Below are 17,582 nucleotides of genomic sequence, written 5' to 3'. Positions count from 1 at the left end.
TCGGGAGCCCGTGGGCGAGCAAAACTCGCCCTTAAAGGCTAATGGCTAACGGCTCTCACTCTGCCCCTACTACTTTCTACTCACTAATCACTACTAACTATACTGCTCCTCCAGCCATTTTATCATCTCATCGAAGCCTTCCTGTGTGCGCTCGAACTCCGCCTCATGCTCTATCTCAGCCTTCATGGAGCATAGTCTGCCGTGCCACGTCATGCACTTCAGCTTCTCGCCGTTGCATATCTTATAGGCAAAATCGCCCTTGCTTCCCGAAAAATCATTGCCGCTCTCAAAGTAATAGAACTTTGGTATCTCAAATATCTCCGAAACGCTCATTAGTCCATGCTCCTCTCAAAATACTCCACCGCCATATCGAGACTGTCATATACTGCCGAAAGCAGCGGCTTTATCTCCTCATCGGGCTGAGTCATATCGGGTATCATTATTGCGTGACAGCCTGCCGCATGAGCCGCTGTGATGCCGTTGGGCGAGTCCTCGAAGGCAGCACACTCCTGCGGTGGGAGTCCAAGCTCCTTAGCTGCCGTAAGGTATATATCGGGAGCAGGCTTGCCGTTAGTTATCATATCACCGCAGACCATAGCCGAAAAATAATCATAAGCACCGATAGTACGCAGATATTCGTTAGTCCTGTTGCTGGGAGTTGCTGTAGCTACAGCCATTTTTATACCGCGGTCACGGAGATAGTCCAGCAGTGTGAACAGTCCCTTCTTTACTTCCAGACCGTTCTCCTTTATGTACTCGTTCATAAGCACTGTTCTGTGAGCACGTATCTCCTCTGTTGGACAGTCCTCGCCCAGAAAGCTCTTTATCTTGGGTATGGAAAATTTTCTCGCCATACTGCGGATAGCGTAAACGTGCTCGGGCTTCATGTCGTAGCCGTAGTCCTTTGCCGCCAGTATCCAGAATTTCAGATAGAGCTTTTCGGTGTCTATCATAAGACCGTCCATATCGAATATTGCACCTTTTAACATTGTATCTTATCCTTTTGATTTTTGTAGGGGACGGCATCCTCGACGTCCCGCCAGTTGTTAGTAGTTGTTTTGTAGGGAACGCCGCCCTCGGCATTCCGTAAAACAGTTGGTAATTAGTTTGTAGTGGCAACGTCAAAGACGCCGTACCCCGCATTTTAATCCGTCTGCGCAGGCAGACACCTTAACTCTTAACTCTCAACTTTCGAGCGAATGCTATCCGCCCCTAAAGGCTAACGGCTAATTAATCAGCAAGGGCGGAACATATCCGCCCTCACTCCACTATATTATTGTCTTATTACCAATTTATCATCCAGTTATACATACCCTCATACTGACGAGCGGAGCTGTTCCATGAGAAGTCCTGCTCCATTGCTCTCTGCACCATATTGTCCCACTGCTTGCGGTGGTTGAAGAATATGTGCTTTGAGTAATTTATAGTAGCCAGCATCTCGTCGCCGTTGTAGTTTGCAAACGAGAAGCCGTTTCCTGTTCCGTCAAACTCGTTGTAGGGCTGTACAGTGTCTTTGAGTCCGCCTGTTTCGCGAACTATAGGCAGAGTACCATATCTCAGCGCGATAAGCTGAGTAAGTCCGCATGGCTCGAACAGCGATGGCATGAGTATAGCATCAGCTGCCGCATAGAGCTTATGTGCCAGAGTATCATCATAGAGGATATTAGCCGAAACTCTCTCGGGGTACTTCCACTGATAATGTCTGAACATATTCTCATATCTCGGGTCGCCTGTACCGATGATGACGAACTGTGTGTTCTCATCGCAGATACGCTCCATAGCATAATTAACCAGGTCAAGTCCCTTCTGGTCGGTAAGACGGGAGATTATGCCTATCATATACTTGCTCTTGTCAACGGGAAGTCCAAGCTCAGCCTGCAATTTCTCCTTGTTCTCAACCTTCTTGGTCTTGAAATTCTTGTGAGTGAACTTTACAGGTATCTTGTCATCGTTTGCAGGGTCGAACACCTTATAGTCGATGCCGTTGAGTATACCTCTCAGTGAAGCAGACCTTGCACGGAGAAGTCCGTCAAGCTGTTCGCCGTAGAACGGGTACTTTATCTCCTGAGCATAGGTCTCGGAAACTGTGGTGATATAGTCCGAATACACAAGACCGCCCTTGAGCATATTTGCGTCCTTGTGGAACTCCAGCTTATCCGAGGTAAACATATAATCGGGCAGAGCCGTATTGTATTTGAATGTATCAATATCCCATACACCCTGGAATTTCAGGTTGTGAATGGTCATTATGGTCTTTGTTGAGCTGAAAAACGGATTTGTGGCAAAGGCAGAATGGAGGAACACAGGGATAAGCGATGCCTGCCAGTCATGACAATGGATAATATCGGGACGGAAGCCTATAACAGGCAGGATAGCCAGTACAGCCTTGCAGAAGAAGGTAAACCTCTCGATATCCCATTTCAGATCAGGAGAATACGGAGTATCGCACTTGAAGTAATACTCATTATCAACGAAATAATATTTGATGCCGTTATACTCATACTCCATTATACCGACATGAACGCCCTCACTTCTCATACCGTAATCCATGTAGAAGTGGTGAACATATTTGAATTCATTCCTGTACTTATCGGGTATACAGGTATAATATGGCATGATAACTCTTACATCGAACTGATTTTTGTCGATATACTGCGGAAGTGCTCCCACAACGTCAGCAAGACCGCCTGTTTTTATAAAAGGAACGCACTCTGATGCGGCAAATAGAATATTGTTCATAGCATATCTCCTTTTCATAATTAATGCGTAATTCGTAATTGATCAAAAACGACTATTTAAATCCATCGCCGCAATGCGATACCTCAACCAAGCAATACGCATTAAGCATTACGAATTATCTACCTATTATTATATACTAATTTACGTTATTAGTCAACACAAAAATATGAACATTGCACAGCCAGCAGAAATCCGTGATAATCAACAATAGTATTCGCAGAATTTTGTATGTTAAGCCGATTTTCAAAAATTTTTTTCAATAATCAATGGTTTTCCGTTGATTTTTGTCATTTTTCAGCCCCTTTATAGAAGGGCATAAAAAATCGGCACAGTAAAAACCGTGCCGATATGAAATATGCTTTTATGGCATTTTGGGAACTATTGAAGATATTTCGCCGAGGAGATACCTCTGGATAAGCAATGCGTCCTCACCTGTTATTCCGTTGGCTTCATTCTGCGAACCTCTGCTTACATCAGCATAGGTCTGTCCCTCAACGGTTATATGATGCTCGTCTGTTCCTTCGAGACCGTATTTGTTCGGGTTTGCAAGGCTCTGCATTATGAGTACGATATCTGCCATATCAACTCCACCGTCCCAGTTCGCATCGCCCCATACAGGGAGCTTTTCATCGATATCAATAAATTTGATATCGTATCTGTCTGCATAAGCCTGAGCTGTCGAGCCCTTGTGACCTTTGATATATCTTACATCGCCAATTGTATCCTTAACATTAGATATCTCACAATCGGGATTTAAGACAGTTATATTACTTATGCCGCTTTTTGCAAAAGCGTATGTCTTTATCTGTTCAACAGAAGCAGGGATAACTACCTCTTTCTTCAGTGGACAGTATGTAAAAGCCTCTGCACCGATGCTTTTCAGTGTATCGGGGAATTCTATACCCGTTAATTTACAGCCGACAAATGCAGAATCACCAATGACCTCAAGGCTGTCTGAAAGCTTGATGCTATCGAGAGAACTGCCTATAAATGCAGCATCGCCTATTACTTTAACTGTATCAGCCATAACAACAGACTTAACATTAAAGCAGCTGCCAAACGCAGCAGGAGCTATTTTCGTAACAGGTACGCCATTTATCTTATCTGCAATGACTACCTCGCCTTCTGCTTTTTTATCACATTCCAGAACCTCTGCATGGTCTGCAAACACTCTGTAAGTAAGCTTTCCCTCTGTAACTCGGGTGCTTTTAAGCTCCGCAGGTGTTTCATAGGAAGCACCTTCATGTACGGAAAAATATCCCGGAGCATCAGGTACATCTACACGGGCATAATCTATAGAGATTTTGTCAGCATCGTATTTTGTACCGTTTCCGCCTACAAGATGCTCACACTTCTCAAACAAACCGTCATCATCTGCCTTTGCGCCATCAGTTATCCACTTTTCGCCAACGTATACGGTTTTCAGATTTGAGCATTTATAGAACATTCTGCTGAAGCTGTAAACATTTACGGTATTAAAGCCCGAAATATCAACAGTTTCCAGACTACTGCACCCTGCAAACATGAAAGTCATCAGCTTCACATCAGATGTATCAATACCTGACAGTTCAATAGACTCAAGTTTTTCACATTCATAAAACATCTGCTTCATACAGCTCGCATTTGGAACAATGAATTTTGAAAGATCAATAGACCTCAGGCTTCTGCAACCCATGAACATAGCCTCCATATCCATGATCTTGCTCGTATCTGCTTTGGTGAGGTCGATAGTCGTTGCCCGCGAAAAATTATTGAAAAGGAATGAGCAATCCTCGGGAAGAACAGCTCCCTCCTCTGCAATTACCGTTACAGCATCTCTGTACCTTTTAACAGCGTTCTTATTTACGTTGCCTCTCAGAGTAAGAGTACCTGTTTCCTCATCGTAAACGGCTGTTTTTCTGGGAGAAGCTTCTGCCGAGGTAAAATATCCGGGAGCATCGGGAGCATCTATGTGCGCATAATCGCTTGAAAGCTTGTTTTCGTCATATACTGTTCCGTTGCCGCCGACAATGCTGATACAGCCGTCAAACATTGAGACCTTATCTGCTATATTTTCAATTTTCCAGCCGTCACCGACATAAACTGTTTCCAGACTTGCACAGCCTGTGAACATAGCTCCTACTTCGCAGTCCTTTTTAATGCTGAAACCTGAAATATCAAGATTTTTAAGGCTATTGCTCTCACCGAACATTCTGCGCATACTTTTTACGCCGGAAGTATCGAAGCCCGACAGGTCAAGGTTTGTCAGGGCATCACATTCCCAGAACATATTTGTCATATCTTCCACATTAGCCGTATCAAAAGCAGACAGATCAAGCTCTGAAAGCTTTGTACATTCGCTGAACATCGATTTCATACCCTTGACCTTTGATGTATCGAAAGAGTGCAGGTCAAGAGCTTTAAGGCAGTTGCATTGATAGAACATTCCTTCCATATCATTGACCTTTGACGTATTAAAAGAGGACACCTTAAGGAACTCAAGTTTGTCACAGTAGCCGAACATTCCGCACATATTCTCCGCATTTGATGTATCAAAAGCAGACAGATCAAGAGAAATCAGGCTCCTGCAGCCATAAAACATACTTCTCATATTTGTTACGTTAGAAGTATTGAATTTACTCAGATCAAGAGAAGCAAGCTCCATACAATCATCGAACATTCCCTGCATATCCTTTACAGCAGATGTATCAAAGCCCGAAACATCAATAGTTTTCAGAGCTCTGCACGCAAGGAACATAGTGCTCATATCAGTTACCTTTGAGGTATTGAATCTGGATACATCAAGGCTCTCAAGCACTAAACATTCACTGAACATAGAGCTCATATCAGTAACATTTGAAGTATCAAATCCAGACACATCAAGAGTTTTCAGAGCAATACATTCGCTGAACATTCCGCTCATATTAGTTACCTTGCTTGTATCAGCTTTGCTGAGGTCAATTGTTTCAGCACTCTGAAAGCGTCGGAACATTTCTGAGCAGTTCTCAGGGAGAACTGTTCCCTCCTCGGCAACTACAGACTTTACACCTGATTCCAGATACTTCAGTACGTCAGCCTTGACAACATTTCCGCTTAAAGTAAGAGTACTCGTTTTGCTGTCAAAGACCGCTGTTGCAGTATTCTGTTCCTCTGCCGAAGCCGTAAAGCTTACGGGAGAATAGTTATTTACTGTCTCTATTACCCCACAAGAAACAGTAAACGCCATAACCAATGCTGTTAATTTTTTGATTTTCATGTTAAACCTCCAATATAAAATTTTTATAATAATACCACACTTTATATCATTTGTCAATAGGGCAGCACAGTGGTTAGTGAGTAGTGGTAGGGGCTAAGGGCAAAAAAGCAGGCTAAAAGCCTGCTTTTTTATCATGTGAAGTATTTAACACCGCTCTCGAAGATTTTCTGATCCTTTTCGCCCTGAACGTTCTTGCAGATATAGCTGCCCTTACGCTCCGAGTGACCCATTTTACCGAATACTCGTCCATCGGGTGAAGTGATACCCTCGATAGCCTCGATAGAAGTGTTCGGATTGTAGCGGATATCCATTGTAGGATTGCCGTCAAGGTCAACGTACTGTGTAGCTATCTGACCGTTCTTTGCAAGCTGCTGGATAAGGCTTGCAGGAGCTACGAAGCGTCCCTCGCCGTGTGAGATAGCAACTGTGTGTATATCGCCTACCTCACAGCCATAGAGCCACGGGCTCTTGTTTGAAGCGATACGTGTATTTACCATCATGGACTGGTGGCGGTTGATAGTATTGAATGTAAGTGTAGGTGCATCGTCAGCCATGTCGATTATCTCGCCGTAAGGAACAAGTCCCAGCTTGATAAGTGCCTGGAAGCCGTTGCAGATACCCAGCATAAGTCCGTCACGGTTCTTTAAGAGGTCGTGAACAGCGTCCTTTATCTTAGGATTGCGGAAGAATGCAGTAATGAACTTACCGCTTCCCTCAGGCTCGTCACCGCCGCTGAATCCGCCCGGTATCATAATTATCTCAGAACGTCTTACAGCGTTCTCGAAGTATCTTACGCTCTCCTCGATATCGCCTGCGGAAAGGTTGCGTATAACTACTACCTCAGGCTTTGCACCTGCCTTCTCGAAAGCTCTTGCAGTATCGTATTCGCAGTTAGTACCCGGGAATACAGGGATAAGAACTCTCGGCTTAGCTATCTTTGTAGAAGCTGAAAGCTGTATGCGGTTAGGTGAAGAATAGGTCTGAGGAGTTGTATCTGTAGTCTTTATGCGGCATGGGAATACAGGCTCCAGCTTAGCCTCCCAAATTCTCTGGAGGTTGTCGAGACTGAGTGTATAATCGCGGCAGATTATCTTGTAATCGGAGATAGTCTTACCGATAACGTTCTCGTCAGCCTTTGCATCGCCCTTGAGCTCGATGATGAATGCGCCGTAGCATGGCTTGAAGAGCTCATTGCTGCTGAGATGTGATGTAAACTCAAAGCCTATCTTGTTACCGAAGCACATCTTAGCGATACCCTCTGCAAATCCGCCGTAGCCGTTTGTCCATACAGCGTTTGCACGGTCGTCGGCAATTATCTTTTCTACCTTGTCGAAGCAAGCCTTGATGCTGTCGAACTTAGGAAGACCGTTCTCGTCATATTCGGGAACTATGGAAATTACTGTATTTCCTGCGCCCTTGAATTCTGTTGATACTATCTTGTCTGCCATAGCAGTAGATACAGCGAAGGAAACAAGTGTAGGAGGTACGTCAATATTCTCGAATGTACCTGACATAGAGTCCTTACCGCCGATAGAACCGCACTCCAGCTCCAGCTGTGCCTTGAAAGCACCGAGAAGAGCAGCCATAGGCTTGCCCCAGCGGAGAGGGTCGTTCTGTGTTCTCTCGAAGTATTCCTGGAATGTGAGCCAGCACTTCTTATATGTACCGCCAGCTGCAACTACCTTTGCGATAGACTCGATAACAGCAAGCATTGCGCCGTGATAAGGCGATTTTTCGGATATATCAGGGTTATAGCCCCAGCCCATGAGTGAGCAGGTATTTGTTTCACCCTTGAGTACAGGTATCTTGGCAGCCATAGCCTGTGAAGGTGACATCTGATATACACCGCCGAAAGGCATGAGGACTGTGCCTGCACCGATAGTAGAGTCGAACTTCTCGATAAGGCCCTTCTGTGAACATACATTGAGGTTAGACATGAGCTGTGTCCATGACTCAGCCTTGTCTGCAACTTCCTCCTCAGCACGCGGGAGAGGAGCTTCTACCTCGATATCTGTGAACTTAGGAGCACCGTTGGAATTGAGGAACTCGCGTGAAAGGTCAACGATAGTATTGCCGTTCCAAACCATTTTGAGTCTTGGTTCTTCAACAACATCAGCAACGAAAGTAGCTTCGAGGTTTTCCTTTGCAGCCTCCTCCATGAACTTCTCCTTATCCTCGGGAGCGATGACAACAGCCATTCTCTCCTGTGACTCGGAAATAGCTATCTCAGTACCGTCAAGACCGTCGTACTTCTTAGGTACTGCATTGAGGTTGATAACCAGACCGTCTGTGAGCTCGCCGATAGCAACTGAAACGCCGCCTGCACCGAAGTCGTTGCAGCGCTTAATCATCTTTGTTACCTCAGGATTGCGGAACAGTCTCTGGAGCTTTCTCTCCTCGGGCGGATTACCCTTCTGTACCTCTGCACCGCAGTGTTCGAGAGACTCCAGTGTATGAGACTTTGATGAACCTGTTGCACCGCCGCAGCCGTCGCGTCCCGTCTTGCCGCCGAGAAGGATAACGATATCTCCCGGAACAGGTCTTTCTCTGCGGATATTCTCAGCAGGAGCAGCACCGAGAACAGCACCTATCTCCATACGCTTTGCAACATAGCCGGGGTGGTAAACCTCAGCAACATGACCTGTAGCAAGACCTATCTGGTTGCCGTATGAGCTGTAGCCGTTTGCAGCTCCGAGAGTTATCTTTCTCTGTGGGAGCTTGCCTGCGATAGTATCTTCAACAGGTACCAGCGGATTTGCTGCACCTGTTACACGCATAGCCTGATATACATATGAACGTCCCGAAAGCGGATCACGAATAGCACCGCCGAGGCAGGTAGCTGCGCCGCCGAAAGGCTCTATTTCAGTAGGGTGGTTGTGAGTCTCGTTCTTGAACATGAGTATCCAGTCCTCGAGCTCGCCGTCTATGTCAACCTTTATCTTTACAGAGCAGGCATTTATCTCCTCGCTCTCGTCAAGGTCAGGAAGCTTTCCGTCAGCCTTCAGCTTCTTTGCTGCAAGAGTACCGAGGTCCATGAGAGTAATGGGCTTGTCCGTTCTGCCCAGCTCTTCACGTACATTGATATACATATCATATGTATCTTTTATATAAGGAGTATTTATCTTTACGTTCTCAACGTTTGTGAGGAAAGTGGTATGACGGCAGTGGTCAGACCAGTAAGTATCTATCATACGTATCTCTGTGATAGTAGGATTACGCTTTTCCTCGTTGCGGAAATAGTCCTGACAGAACTTGATATCATCATAGTCCATAGCAAGACCGAACTTGTCAACAAATGCATGAAGTCCCAGTGCATTGAGGTTGATGAAACCTTCAAGCTCCTCAACTGTTGTAGGGATATCATAATTTGTATCGAGAGTCTTTACTGTTTCAAGTGAAGCCTCGCGGCTCTCAACAGGGTTGATGATGTAGGACTTGAGCTTTGCGAAATCATCATCGCTGATGATACCCGAAATAATGTATATACGCGCATTTCTTACGCGGCAGCGCTCACCCTGACGAAGTATCTGGATACACTGCTCACAGCTGTCGGCTCTCTGGTCGAACTGTCCGGGGAGGTACTCAACAGCAAAAATACGGTCTGTCTCCGATATCTGAGGAAGCTCGTCATATACAACGTCAACGGCAGGCTCTGAGAAAACAGTGCTTATAGCTGCCTTGAAATCCTCCTCACTGAGCTTATCTGCATCGTATCTGTTAAGGATACGCACACCTGAAATGTTGAGTCTGAGCGCGGTCTTGATATCGCTGAGCACAGACTGAGCTTCAACTGCAAATTCAGGCTTTTTTTCAACGTAAATTCTGAATACGGACATAATTCAGTCTCCCTTCAATTTTAATTAGGAATTCGGAATTCGGAATTCGGAATTAATCTTTTTTAATTCATCGCCGTAAGGCGATACATCAATTCCTAATTCCTAATTCCGCATTCCGAATTTTATTTAAAGTTCATCAATGGGACTGCCAATGCAGCAGTCGTGACCATACTCTTCTATTATAACACTAATTATCTGATTACGCAAACTTTTTTCGGGATTTTTTCGAGAAATCTTTATTTGTGTATAATCAGGTGCATATCCGCGGTGAAATTCTGTAGAATTTTCACGCTCGAACAGCACAGGCACTGTTTTGCCTACCAGTGAGCTGAGATATTTTTCCCTCGTTTCCTCGGCTGCGGCAGTCATTTCCTGCCAGCGCAAAGTCTTGACGCTTTCGGGCACCTGTCCGCTCATTTTGTCAGCTCTTGTGCCCTTTCTCCGCGAATAACGGAATACGTGTACCTTTGCAAAGCCTATTTTCCGTATGAACTCCACCGACTCTGTGTGGTCTTGGTCCGTCTCCTGCGGAAATCCCACCATTACGTCCGTGGTAAAGGAGCAGTCGGGGAAAATACTGCGGATACGCTCAGTAAGAGCAAGGTACTCCGCGGCAGTATACTTGCGGTTCATGGCTTTGAGAGTCCTCTCGCAGCCGCTTTGCAGTGACAAATGGAACTGCGGACAGAACTGGGGCAGAGCCTTCAGGCGCAGGAGCAGCTCCTCCGACATCATCTCAGGCTCCAAAGAGCCCAGTCTTATGCGCTCTATGCCCTTTTCGGCAGCGCATATCTCCGCCGCATCAGCAAGGTCAAGTCCCCATTCCCTACCGTAAAAGGCAAGGTTTATACCCGAAAGGACTATCTCCTTCTTGCCGCTTTCCGCAATAGCTCTCACTTCATCACGCAGTATATCGGGAGATTTTGAGCGGCAGCGCCCCCTCGCGTATGGTATCATACAGTATGAGCAGAACTGGTTGCAGCCGTCCTGTATCTTCACGAAAGCCCTTGTATTATTGTCGAAACGAGTGCATTTAAGGGGCTCGAACACATCGTCCGAGCCGTAATCCTCTATATTTACAATATGTGAGCGCGTTTCGAGACAGCTTTTCACCATGCCCACAATATGGCTTCGGAACTTAGTTCCTGCGATTATATCCGCCTCGGAGAGCTTCTCGGCTTCCTCCCTGTTTGCCTGCGGATAGCAGCCCGTAAGAGCTATGACCGCATCGGGAAGTGCAGCCCTTGTCTTTCTCAGAGCTGTCAGCGCACGACTGTCACCCGATGAAGTGACAGTACAGGAGTTTATAACAACTGCGTCTGCATTATCGGGAGCTTCAATTATTTCAAAGTCAGCTTCACGAAAAAGCGACTTCATACATTCGGTCTCGTAGTGATTGACCTTGCAGCCAAAAGTTATAAAATATACTTTATACATATCTCACCCATAGTTAATAAAAAACGCACATTCTGCTGTGTGTATAGTTTGCACAATTATTACTTTGCGTTTTTATGCACTGTTAATAGTTATCTGCTATCAATAAAAATTGCTATTTCCGTGTCAATCTATTGCACCATTATGACGAAAATTCAGAAAATGGCTTGACACCGCCGTTTTTTAGTGCTATTATATATTTGCGGAAGGGAAAAGCCGCAGAAAAAGAAATAAACAAGAAAAAATCACAAACCCAGACATCTGAAAACAGGAGGTATAGTATGACTAAAACAACTGTTAATCTTCAGGCAATCAACGACGTAAAGGAATTCGTTAATATCGTTATGAAGTATGATTTCGATATTGACCTCGTTTCCGGTAGATACGCTATAGACGCTAAGTCTATCATGGGTATCTTCAGCCTCGACCTCTCAAAGCCAATCCAGCTTAATGCGCACACAGATGATGCTGACAAGTTCCTTAAAGAGATCGACAAGTTTATTGTTAAGTAAGATAAAAACCAATAACAAAGCAAAAGGGATATGTTCCGCAAGGAATGTATCCCCTTTTTCTTTATATATCAGTATACTATCTCACATTCATGCACGATGTCGCCGTTATTTGCGTCTACATAAACATCGGTAACATAGGTATGAGCAACGGGAACTTCCCAAACAAGCTTTGGTCCCTCAAATATTTTAAGCTCAGCCTTTGTGCCCTTTTTGACAGTGTATTTTGCCTCTGCGCACTTTATTGCCTCTGCCTCGCTTACCTTCGGCTTTGTGCTGAAGCCCCAGAGATCCATATAATCGTTTTTGAGCACCTCTGCCTTATTGCCGTTTAAAATGTTTACAGTAAGCTCTACCTTGCCTGCCCTCATATTATCGCAATACTGGTCAAAAATATAGTCTATCTCACGGTCATATGTCAAAGTGTCGCGCAAACGGAGCTCGGAATATACATCATCAAAGCCCATGACCTCGGAATATGAAGCTATAACGTCAAGAGCGTCCTCTTCATTGTTTACGGGGTCGGGACTGAGAGTACCCTGTATCAGGTATATGATATCCTCGTCCTCCTCGTCACGCTTGATAAACACCTGTGTTTCGCCGTCACGGGGAGTTATATCCTCAAGGCTGCGCTGCTCCACAGACCATGATGTAGGTCTTTCCTTTGCATCGGCTCTCCTGCTTTTGGAGCTCTTTCCCGAGCACCCAAACATCATTCCTGCCATAATTATCGAAAAAGCTGCTATGGCCGCTTTTTTCATTTCAAGCCGCTCCCTTCAATTATTGTCTGTTATAGTAATCTATCCCGCCGTTTGGACGGAAATATGTTCTTATATATCCGTCTGTGGAAAGGATAACAAATTCATTTGTAGCTTCGATATAGTAAACGCCGTCACCGTCCTCGGCTTCGGTCTTGTGGAGAGCCTCGGAGTTATTGATAACGTCGCTTGCGCCTTTTTCGTAGTCCTTTGCGGTCTCGTAGTTAAAATCACCGTCAAACTCTGCGCCGTGCTTCTCGAAATGCTGGTTCAGGAGCTTCGCACTGCGGAAATGGTACTCAACGTATGTACCGTCATCGCCCTGAAATACGGACTCTGTTTCGATAGTTGCGTTCTCAGTCTCGGCAGATGGGGTCTTTTTGTCGGACTTATCCTTCTTTTTATTCCTTGAAGTTACATTTTCGGTCTTTTCAGCCGTTGTAGATGTAGTTTTGTCCTTTTTGGTCTTTTTTACGGTAGTTGTAGTAGTCTCGGGAGCTTTTGTAGTCTGCTCAGTGACGACCTTTTCTGTCGTCACTACCGAGGCATTAGGACTTTTCTTGTAGCTGTCGCTGTTATTGTCGCCGCAGCCTACTAAAAATGAAGCAGACAGAACTGCCGCTGACAATACCGCAAATATCTTTATTTTTTTCATAACACTCCTCCTGACTTCCGTTCAGAATGGTTCTATATTACATTATACAGCAACGGTTCAAAAATATCAAGCATAATATCAGCATAAGAAAAGCTTCCGATCAAGGAAGCCTTTATTCTGCATAAAACCAATACGTGCTGATGTGGGCGTCAGCCCTTACAATTTAACTATTCTGCGCAAGAATAATTCACATGGAACGTCGCTATCAGCATTCCACACATAGGTAATATCACGTTCTTACTGCGCGGATATCGTATGTAAGCTCCAGGTCTGAGTCATCGCACTCGCTGTAAAAGCTGCTGACTATACGGTTTGCAACAAGGTGTCCGCCCTCGTCGTCAGCTCCTATGAGCAGCACCAGCATACGGTTATCGCCGCAGACTGTCGCCATATCGCCGCGTCTGAGACAAAGCTTGACCGCATGGGAAAGAGTGCCTATCTCGCTCCTGCAAGCAAGCGCATCACAGTTCCTGCTGTCCTCGAGGGTGAGCACAAGCACCTGCGCACTCCTTTTAGTGCGCTCCAGTATCCTCAGCACAAATCTGTATATATTCTCGAAATCGTCTGTGCATACGTAGTAAGCTCCGCAGTCGCCGTCCTTCATTCTCATAAGGCTGTCAAGGGTTATCATTCTGTCGGAACTGCAAGACGAAGCCATTTTCGCAAGAGAGAACACCCTGCGCTGCAAAAGCTGAGGGCAGGCAGGAAGGAGTATTATATCGTCAAATCCCAGCCCGAAGAGTATCTCCTGATCCTCGCAGCTGCGCTCATAGGTCACAGCAGCCGCAGGTATCCTGCCAAGCTTTTCGGACGCGCGGATATTTTCCATGACCGTGCCGATAGCACCGCCGCAGTATTCCTCCGAAACCAGCAGAACATCGCACTCGGAAAGCTCGCTTATATCAGCAGCGACCACAAAATCAATAGTTTCACCTATGGAAGAGTTCCAGAAATCAAATTTGTTAGGACTGTCAATGATACCCGCTTTCATAATATTCCTCCGTTAATAATTCGTTCAAAAATCATTATAGCATATTTCACATTAAGTATCAACTATCGTTTAATACAAATTTTCATTGTTTTTTTGTGCTATAAATAACAAAAAGACGGCAGTTTTACCTGCCGCATTTTCTTTTAGAATTGTATATCGCCGTTTCCGCCGAAATCGGAAGCATCGCCGCCGCTTGTAAGTGAGGTCGTGATAACGTCCTCTGCGTCAAATTCGATCATCTCCAGTTCGGGGAGCTATGTATTTTTCCATTATTTTATCCTCCATTATTCAAAATCAAGCTCGCAGGTAAGCCCGTCAAGCGAACCGGTGCTCGAAACTGTAACAACGAACATAACGCTGTCCTCGTCTGCGACGGTATAGTGAATACCGTTTGAGGTTACACCTGTATAATATGTAGTTGTGTCAAAGGTCTTAGTAGTTTCGCCGAGAGTTGCGCTGAAAACGCCCTTGTTCTTGCCTGCTATCTCAGATTTTGGCTTCACAAATACAAATCTTGTATAGTTTTTTCCGTCTTTTGTTGCGTACTGCTCGTATTTGCCGTCGGCAAGCGTACCGTTTACGATAAACTGTGCACTCTTAGCCGTGCCCTCATAGTCTGTATTTGTGCTATTAGGAGTAACATAGGCATAATACTTGCCTGCGGCAGTGGGAGGTGTTGCTGCTGTATGTGAATCGTCAGTACCGTATGTGATATCAAAGCCCGAAAGGTCTGTTATATTATTTTCGCCGACAGTGATAGAAGAAACTGAATTGTCTGCGGCTAAAGTAACGGTTGCGGTTGAAATGTTGGTTTTTGAAACAGTCGCTGCCTCATTATAAACTACAGTAACAGACGCAATTTTTCTATGACCTTTTGTTCCGCCAACTGTAAATTCAACGCTTTTGGCATTTCCGGTCCATGTTGCTTCTCCGGAATCATACTCACCGGTATCAACTGTGATATCATTCGTACCATCGCTTAAGCCAAAAGAAAGCCGAATCTCCGAAATATCCTTTGTAGACGAGATCGTCACGGTATTCCCGCCATAAACACGGATCGCACTGCCGGTATTATAGTATTTGGGAGGATTACTGTTCGTACCTCGTGAAAAAGTAATCGTGCAGTTCTGAGCTTCGACAGATTCCACTGTCTCCTGATTGTCATAGCCCAATTCGGAGAATGTGACCGTTTCTGAAGTTTCTACCGCATTCGCCACGATCGCCGTTCCTCCGAAAAGTCCTCCGCCTCCTACGTTTGCAGGTAATCCACCCGCTACAAGAGCCAGAGCCAGTGTGAAAACCGCTGCTTTCTTCCATGTGTGTTTCATAATACATATCCTCCTTATTTTTAAATAAAAAAAGCGCATCTCACAGGACATAGTTATCCTGCGTGATACGCTGGTTTACAGTATGAAATTTTTGACAAGGCATAATTAGTTATTTTACTTATATATATATTAACTAAATATCTTTCCGCTGTCATTATCTTATACCCCCCAGTCTAAGATAAACATATTTTACCATATACAGGCGTTTCTGTCAATGGCTGACTCCCATGTAAATATATACAAAAAACAGGCGGATACTTTGTCATATCCGCCTGTTGACATTTTCAGTTAGCAGTATTTGCTGCGTTTTCGGCTGCTGCTGCGGCAGCGGCTTTCTTTGCTCTTCTCTTTATGCCCAGATAGGTCTTTCTGAAAATAAAGCCTATAAGCAGCTGTGCTACACCTATTATAAGGATAAGCAGAGTGAACGGCAGGAGCAGATTTTCTGCAAGGTAATATCCTACCTTATGAGTGAATGTGAAGCCGATTGCCGAACCGATAAGTATTGCAAGTCCGCCAAGAGTCAGGAGAGCTCCCGTAAATGTGAAGATAAATCCGAAGAAGCCTGTAACGTGCTTTGCGCGTCTGTCAACTATTGAAGCTATCCAGATGAGGAAAAGCAGAACTAATGCAGCGATAGTGCCTATTGTTATGAATGAGAAGATATAGCTGAGCTTGTCTATGCTGAAGCCCGATTTTCTGTTCCACTTTCTTATGTTGAGAGAGTCTGTGAAATCGTCCTTGTCGAGGTTCTTAGCGATAAGCTCGTAATCCTCGTCCGTAAAGTCGTAATCGAATTCCTTTACTGCTGCTCCCTTGTTCACCTTGATGAAGTCGTTAACGAAGTCCTCGGAGGTAAGTGAAGGGTCGCCGCCCTCGCCGTCAATGATGAAATCGAGGTAATCATCGGCAATTCTTCCCATATACTCGCGGAAATCGGTATTGAGCATATATCTCTTGAAGCCTGCCTCATCGGCGTTGCCTCTTGTTGCTGTCCTGAATCCCATTGAGTTATAGAAAGCTCTTGAAAGCTCCTTGCCGTCATACTGAGCAGAAAGTACTGTCTCGCCGTCAAGCTTAGCAGCTCTCTTTCTTATGACATTGCCGTTAGCACCTAACTTTACAGCTACCAGCAGGCTGCATATCAGCAGGAACAGTACCGTAAATATAGAAACTATAGAAGCTCCGAAAATACGTCCGCCGCCCACCTTCTTGCGAACCTTTGGCTGTTCCTCCTGCACAGGCATTGGTGCAGGTACAGGCTCGGCAGCAGGCTGCTGAGGCTGATACTGTGGCTGCGGAACATCGTTCACAGGCGGCTGAGGCGTATCATTTATGCTGTACTTGTGCTCGCCTGTGTTAGCGTCTGTATTTACAGGCTCAGGCTGTACAGGTATTTTTATCGTATTGCTGTTGTCGTTGAAGCTCTCGGAGCTGTTCACCTCAGGTGCAGGAGCTTCCTGCTTCGGGAAGTCAGCAGGCTTTTCAAAGCTTGTCTCAACAGGCGGTATTGGCGAAGGCTCGGGAATTGGTGACGGCTCAGGTATCTCGATCTTTTCGGTAGTGCTGAGTATCTCTGTTGGCTCGTCATTGAGCATCTGCACCTGCTCCTGTGTGAGACTGAGAGTCTCCTCATTGTCGGCAATTACTTTTTCAAGGTGTGGGAGAATGGAAGTTGCTTCGTTATCTGTCTGGGCAGACTCAGTGTTTACAGCTTCATTCTCTATGGTCATTTCGTTTTTCTCGGTGTTGGTGTCGTTGTTTTCTTCTTCTTTAAGCGATGCTCCGCACTCCGTACAGAACAGAGCGTCCTCGGGAAGCTCGCTTCCGCATTTTTTACAGATCATAATATCCCTCCTGTAGTATAGTTTTAAGGGTAAAAGTAATACTGTTATCATTATAAGTCAAAAGGAAATATATGTCAAGTAAAAAAACTGTTACATAAGATTACATATCGGGAATATTGACGAAATATAGGTTAACATGGAAAAAGCCCTCATAACCTCGATACCCATATAGCAGTTTTGTAGTATTTATTGAGAGAACCCCTTTTGAAAAAGGGGCTTCTCTCAAACTCTCTCCCTAAAACTTTCAGTT

Annotated in this window: 12 protein-coding genes; 1 reads left to right on the top strand and 11 read right to left on the bottom strand. The window is 45.1% G+C overall.

Annotation, left to right across the window (positions count from 1 at the left end; all coding sequences use genetic code 11):
* Positions 1-93 precede the first annotated feature (93 nt).
* The 6 genes from BUB28_RS07745 to mtaB form a co-directional block, all read right to left on the bottom strand.
* Positions 94-333, bottom strand: a complete 240-nt coding sequence (locus tag BUB28_RS07745; protein WP_072950385.1) for a hypothetical protein — start codon at positions 331-333, stop codon at positions 94-96.
* A complete protein-coding gene (locus BUB28_RS07740) occupies positions 333-989 on the bottom strand; it encodes an HAD family hydrolase (RefSeq protein ID WP_072950383.1) in 657 nt (218 codons plus the stop codon). Before BUB28_RS07740 ends, BUB28_RS07745 begins: the two co-directional genes overlap by 1 nt.
* Before the next feature lie 295 nt (positions 990-1,284).
* Positions 1,285-2,739, bottom strand: a complete 1,455-nt coding sequence (gene glgA / locus BUB28_RS07735) for a glycogen synthase GlgA (protein WP_072950381.1) — start codon at positions 2,737-2,739, stop codon at positions 1,285-1,287.
* 361 nt (positions 2,740-3,100) lie between these two features.
* On the bottom strand, positions 3,101-5,974 hold the full coding sequence (locus tag BUB28_RS07730) for a BspA family leucine-rich repeat surface protein (protein ID WP_072950380.1): 2,874 nt from the start codon (positions 5,972-5,974) through the stop codon (positions 3,101-3,103).
* Positions 5,975-6,105: 131 nt separating this feature from the next.
* Positions 6,106-9,810 carry a phosphoribosylformylglycinamidine synthase gene (locus BUB28_RS07725; RefSeq protein WP_072950378.1) on the bottom strand — a complete coding sequence of 1,235 codons (3,705 nt, stop codon included), beginning with the start codon at positions 9,808-9,810 and terminating at the stop codon, positions 6,106-6,108.
* A gap of 126 nt (positions 9,811-9,936) precedes the next feature.
* Complete coding sequence (gene mtaB, locus BUB28_RS07720) at positions 9,937-11,247, bottom strand: tRNA (N(6)-L-threonylcarbamoyladenosine(37)-C(2))-methylthiotransferase MtaB (RefSeq protein WP_072950376.1); 1,311 nt, start codon at positions 11,245-11,247, stop codon at positions 9,937-9,939.
* Between the two features lie 278 nt (positions 11,248-11,525).
* On the opposite strand from mtaB, the gene BUB28_RS07715 reads away from it, so the two are divergent.
* Positions 11,526-11,756: an HPr family phosphocarrier protein gene (locus tag BUB28_RS07715; protein ID WP_019680953.1), complete on the top strand. Its 231-nt coding sequence runs from the start codon at positions 11,526-11,528 to the stop codon at positions 11,754-11,756.
* Positions 11,757-11,824: 68 nt separating this feature from the next.
* On the opposite strand, the gene BUB28_RS07710 is transcribed toward BUB28_RS07715, so the two are convergent.
* The 5 genes from BUB28_RS07710 to BUB28_RS07690 all read right to left on the bottom strand — a co-directional run bounded on the left by BUB28_RS07710 (position 11,825) and on the right by BUB28_RS07690 (position 17,332).
* Positions 11,825-12,514: a PepSY domain-containing protein gene (locus BUB28_RS07710; RefSeq protein ID WP_072950375.1), complete on the bottom strand. Its 690-nt coding sequence runs from the start codon at positions 12,512-12,514 to the stop codon at positions 11,825-11,827.
* Between the two features lie 19 nt (positions 12,515-12,533).
* Positions 12,534-13,166: a hypothetical protein gene (locus tag BUB28_RS07705; protein WP_072950373.1), complete on the bottom strand. Its 633-nt coding sequence runs from the start codon at positions 13,164-13,166 to the stop codon at positions 12,534-12,536.
* Positions 13,167-13,395: 229 nt separating this feature from the next.
* Positions 13,396-14,157, bottom strand: a complete 762-nt coding sequence (locus BUB28_RS07700; RefSeq protein WP_072950372.1) for a hypothetical protein — start codon at positions 14,155-14,157, stop codon at positions 13,396-13,398.
* A gap of 284 nt (positions 14,158-14,441) precedes the next feature.
* Entirely contained in the window at positions 14,442-15,485 is a 1,044-nt protein-coding gene (locus BUB28_RS07695) for a hypothetical protein (protein WP_072950370.1), read from the bottom strand.
* 284 nt (positions 15,486-15,769) lie between these two features.
* Positions 15,770-17,332 carry a zinc ribbon domain-containing protein gene (locus tag BUB28_RS07690; RefSeq protein ID WP_072950369.1) on the bottom strand — a complete coding sequence of 521 codons (1,563 nt, stop codon included), beginning with the start codon at positions 17,330-17,332 and terminating at the stop codon, positions 15,770-15,772.
* Positions 17,333-17,582 lie beyond the last annotated feature (250 nt).

Origin of the sequence: Ruminococcus flavefaciens (assembly GCF_900143025.1) — a bacterium.
Classification (GTDB): domain Bacteria; phylum Bacillota; class Clostridia; order Oscillospirales; family Ruminococcaceae; genus Ruminococcus; species Ruminococcus flavefaciens_I.
Note: the sequence above shows the minus strand (reverse complement) of the source record. Positions and strands in the feature narration are given on the sequence as shown.

Excerpts from the sequence above, each read along its gene's own strand:
- BUB28_RS07745 (WP_072950385.1), bottom strand. The coding sequence starts at position 333 with ATGAGCGTTTCGGAGATATTTGAGATACCAAAGTTCTATTACTTTGAG.
- BUB28_RS07740 (WP_072950383.1), bottom strand. The coding sequence starts at position 989 with ATGTTAAAAGGTGCAATATTCGATATGGACGGTCTTATGATAGACACC.
- glgA (WP_072950381.1), bottom strand. The coding sequence starts at position 2,739 with ATGAACAATATTCTATTTGCCGCATCAGAGTGCGTTCCTTTTATAAAA.
- BUB28_RS07730 (WP_072950380.1), bottom strand. The coding sequence starts at position 5,974 with ATGAAAATCAAAAAATTAACAGCATTGGTTATGGCGTTTACTGTTTCT.
- BUB28_RS07725 (WP_072950378.1), bottom strand. The coding sequence starts at position 9,810 with ATGTCCGTATTCAGAATTTACGTTGAAAAAAAGCCTGAATTTGCAGTT.
- mtaB (WP_072950376.1), bottom strand. The coding sequence starts at position 11,247 with ATGTATAAAGTATATTTTATAACTTTTGGCTGCAAGGTCAATCACTAC.
- BUB28_RS07715 (WP_019680953.1), top strand. The coding sequence starts at position 11,526 with ATGACTAAAACAACTGTTAATCTTCAGGCAATCAACGACGTAAAGGAA.
- BUB28_RS07710 (WP_072950375.1), bottom strand. The coding sequence starts at position 12,514 with ATGAAAAAAGCGGCCATAGCAGCTTTTTCGATAATTATGGCAGGAATG.
- BUB28_RS07705 (WP_072950373.1), bottom strand. The coding sequence starts at position 13,166 with ATGAAAAAAATAAAGATATTTGCGGTATTGTCAGCGGCAGTTCTGTCT.
- BUB28_RS07700 (WP_072950372.1), bottom strand. The coding sequence starts at position 14,157 with ATGAAAGCGGGTATCATTGACAGTCCTAACAAATTTGATTTCTGGAAC.
- BUB28_RS07695 (WP_072950370.1), bottom strand. The coding sequence starts at position 15,485 with ATGAAACACACATGGAAGAAAGCAGCGGTTTTCACACTGGCTCTGGCT.
- BUB28_RS07690 (WP_072950369.1), bottom strand. The coding sequence starts at position 17,332 with ATGATCTGTAAAAAATGCGGAAGCGAGCTTCCCGAGGACGCTCTGTTC.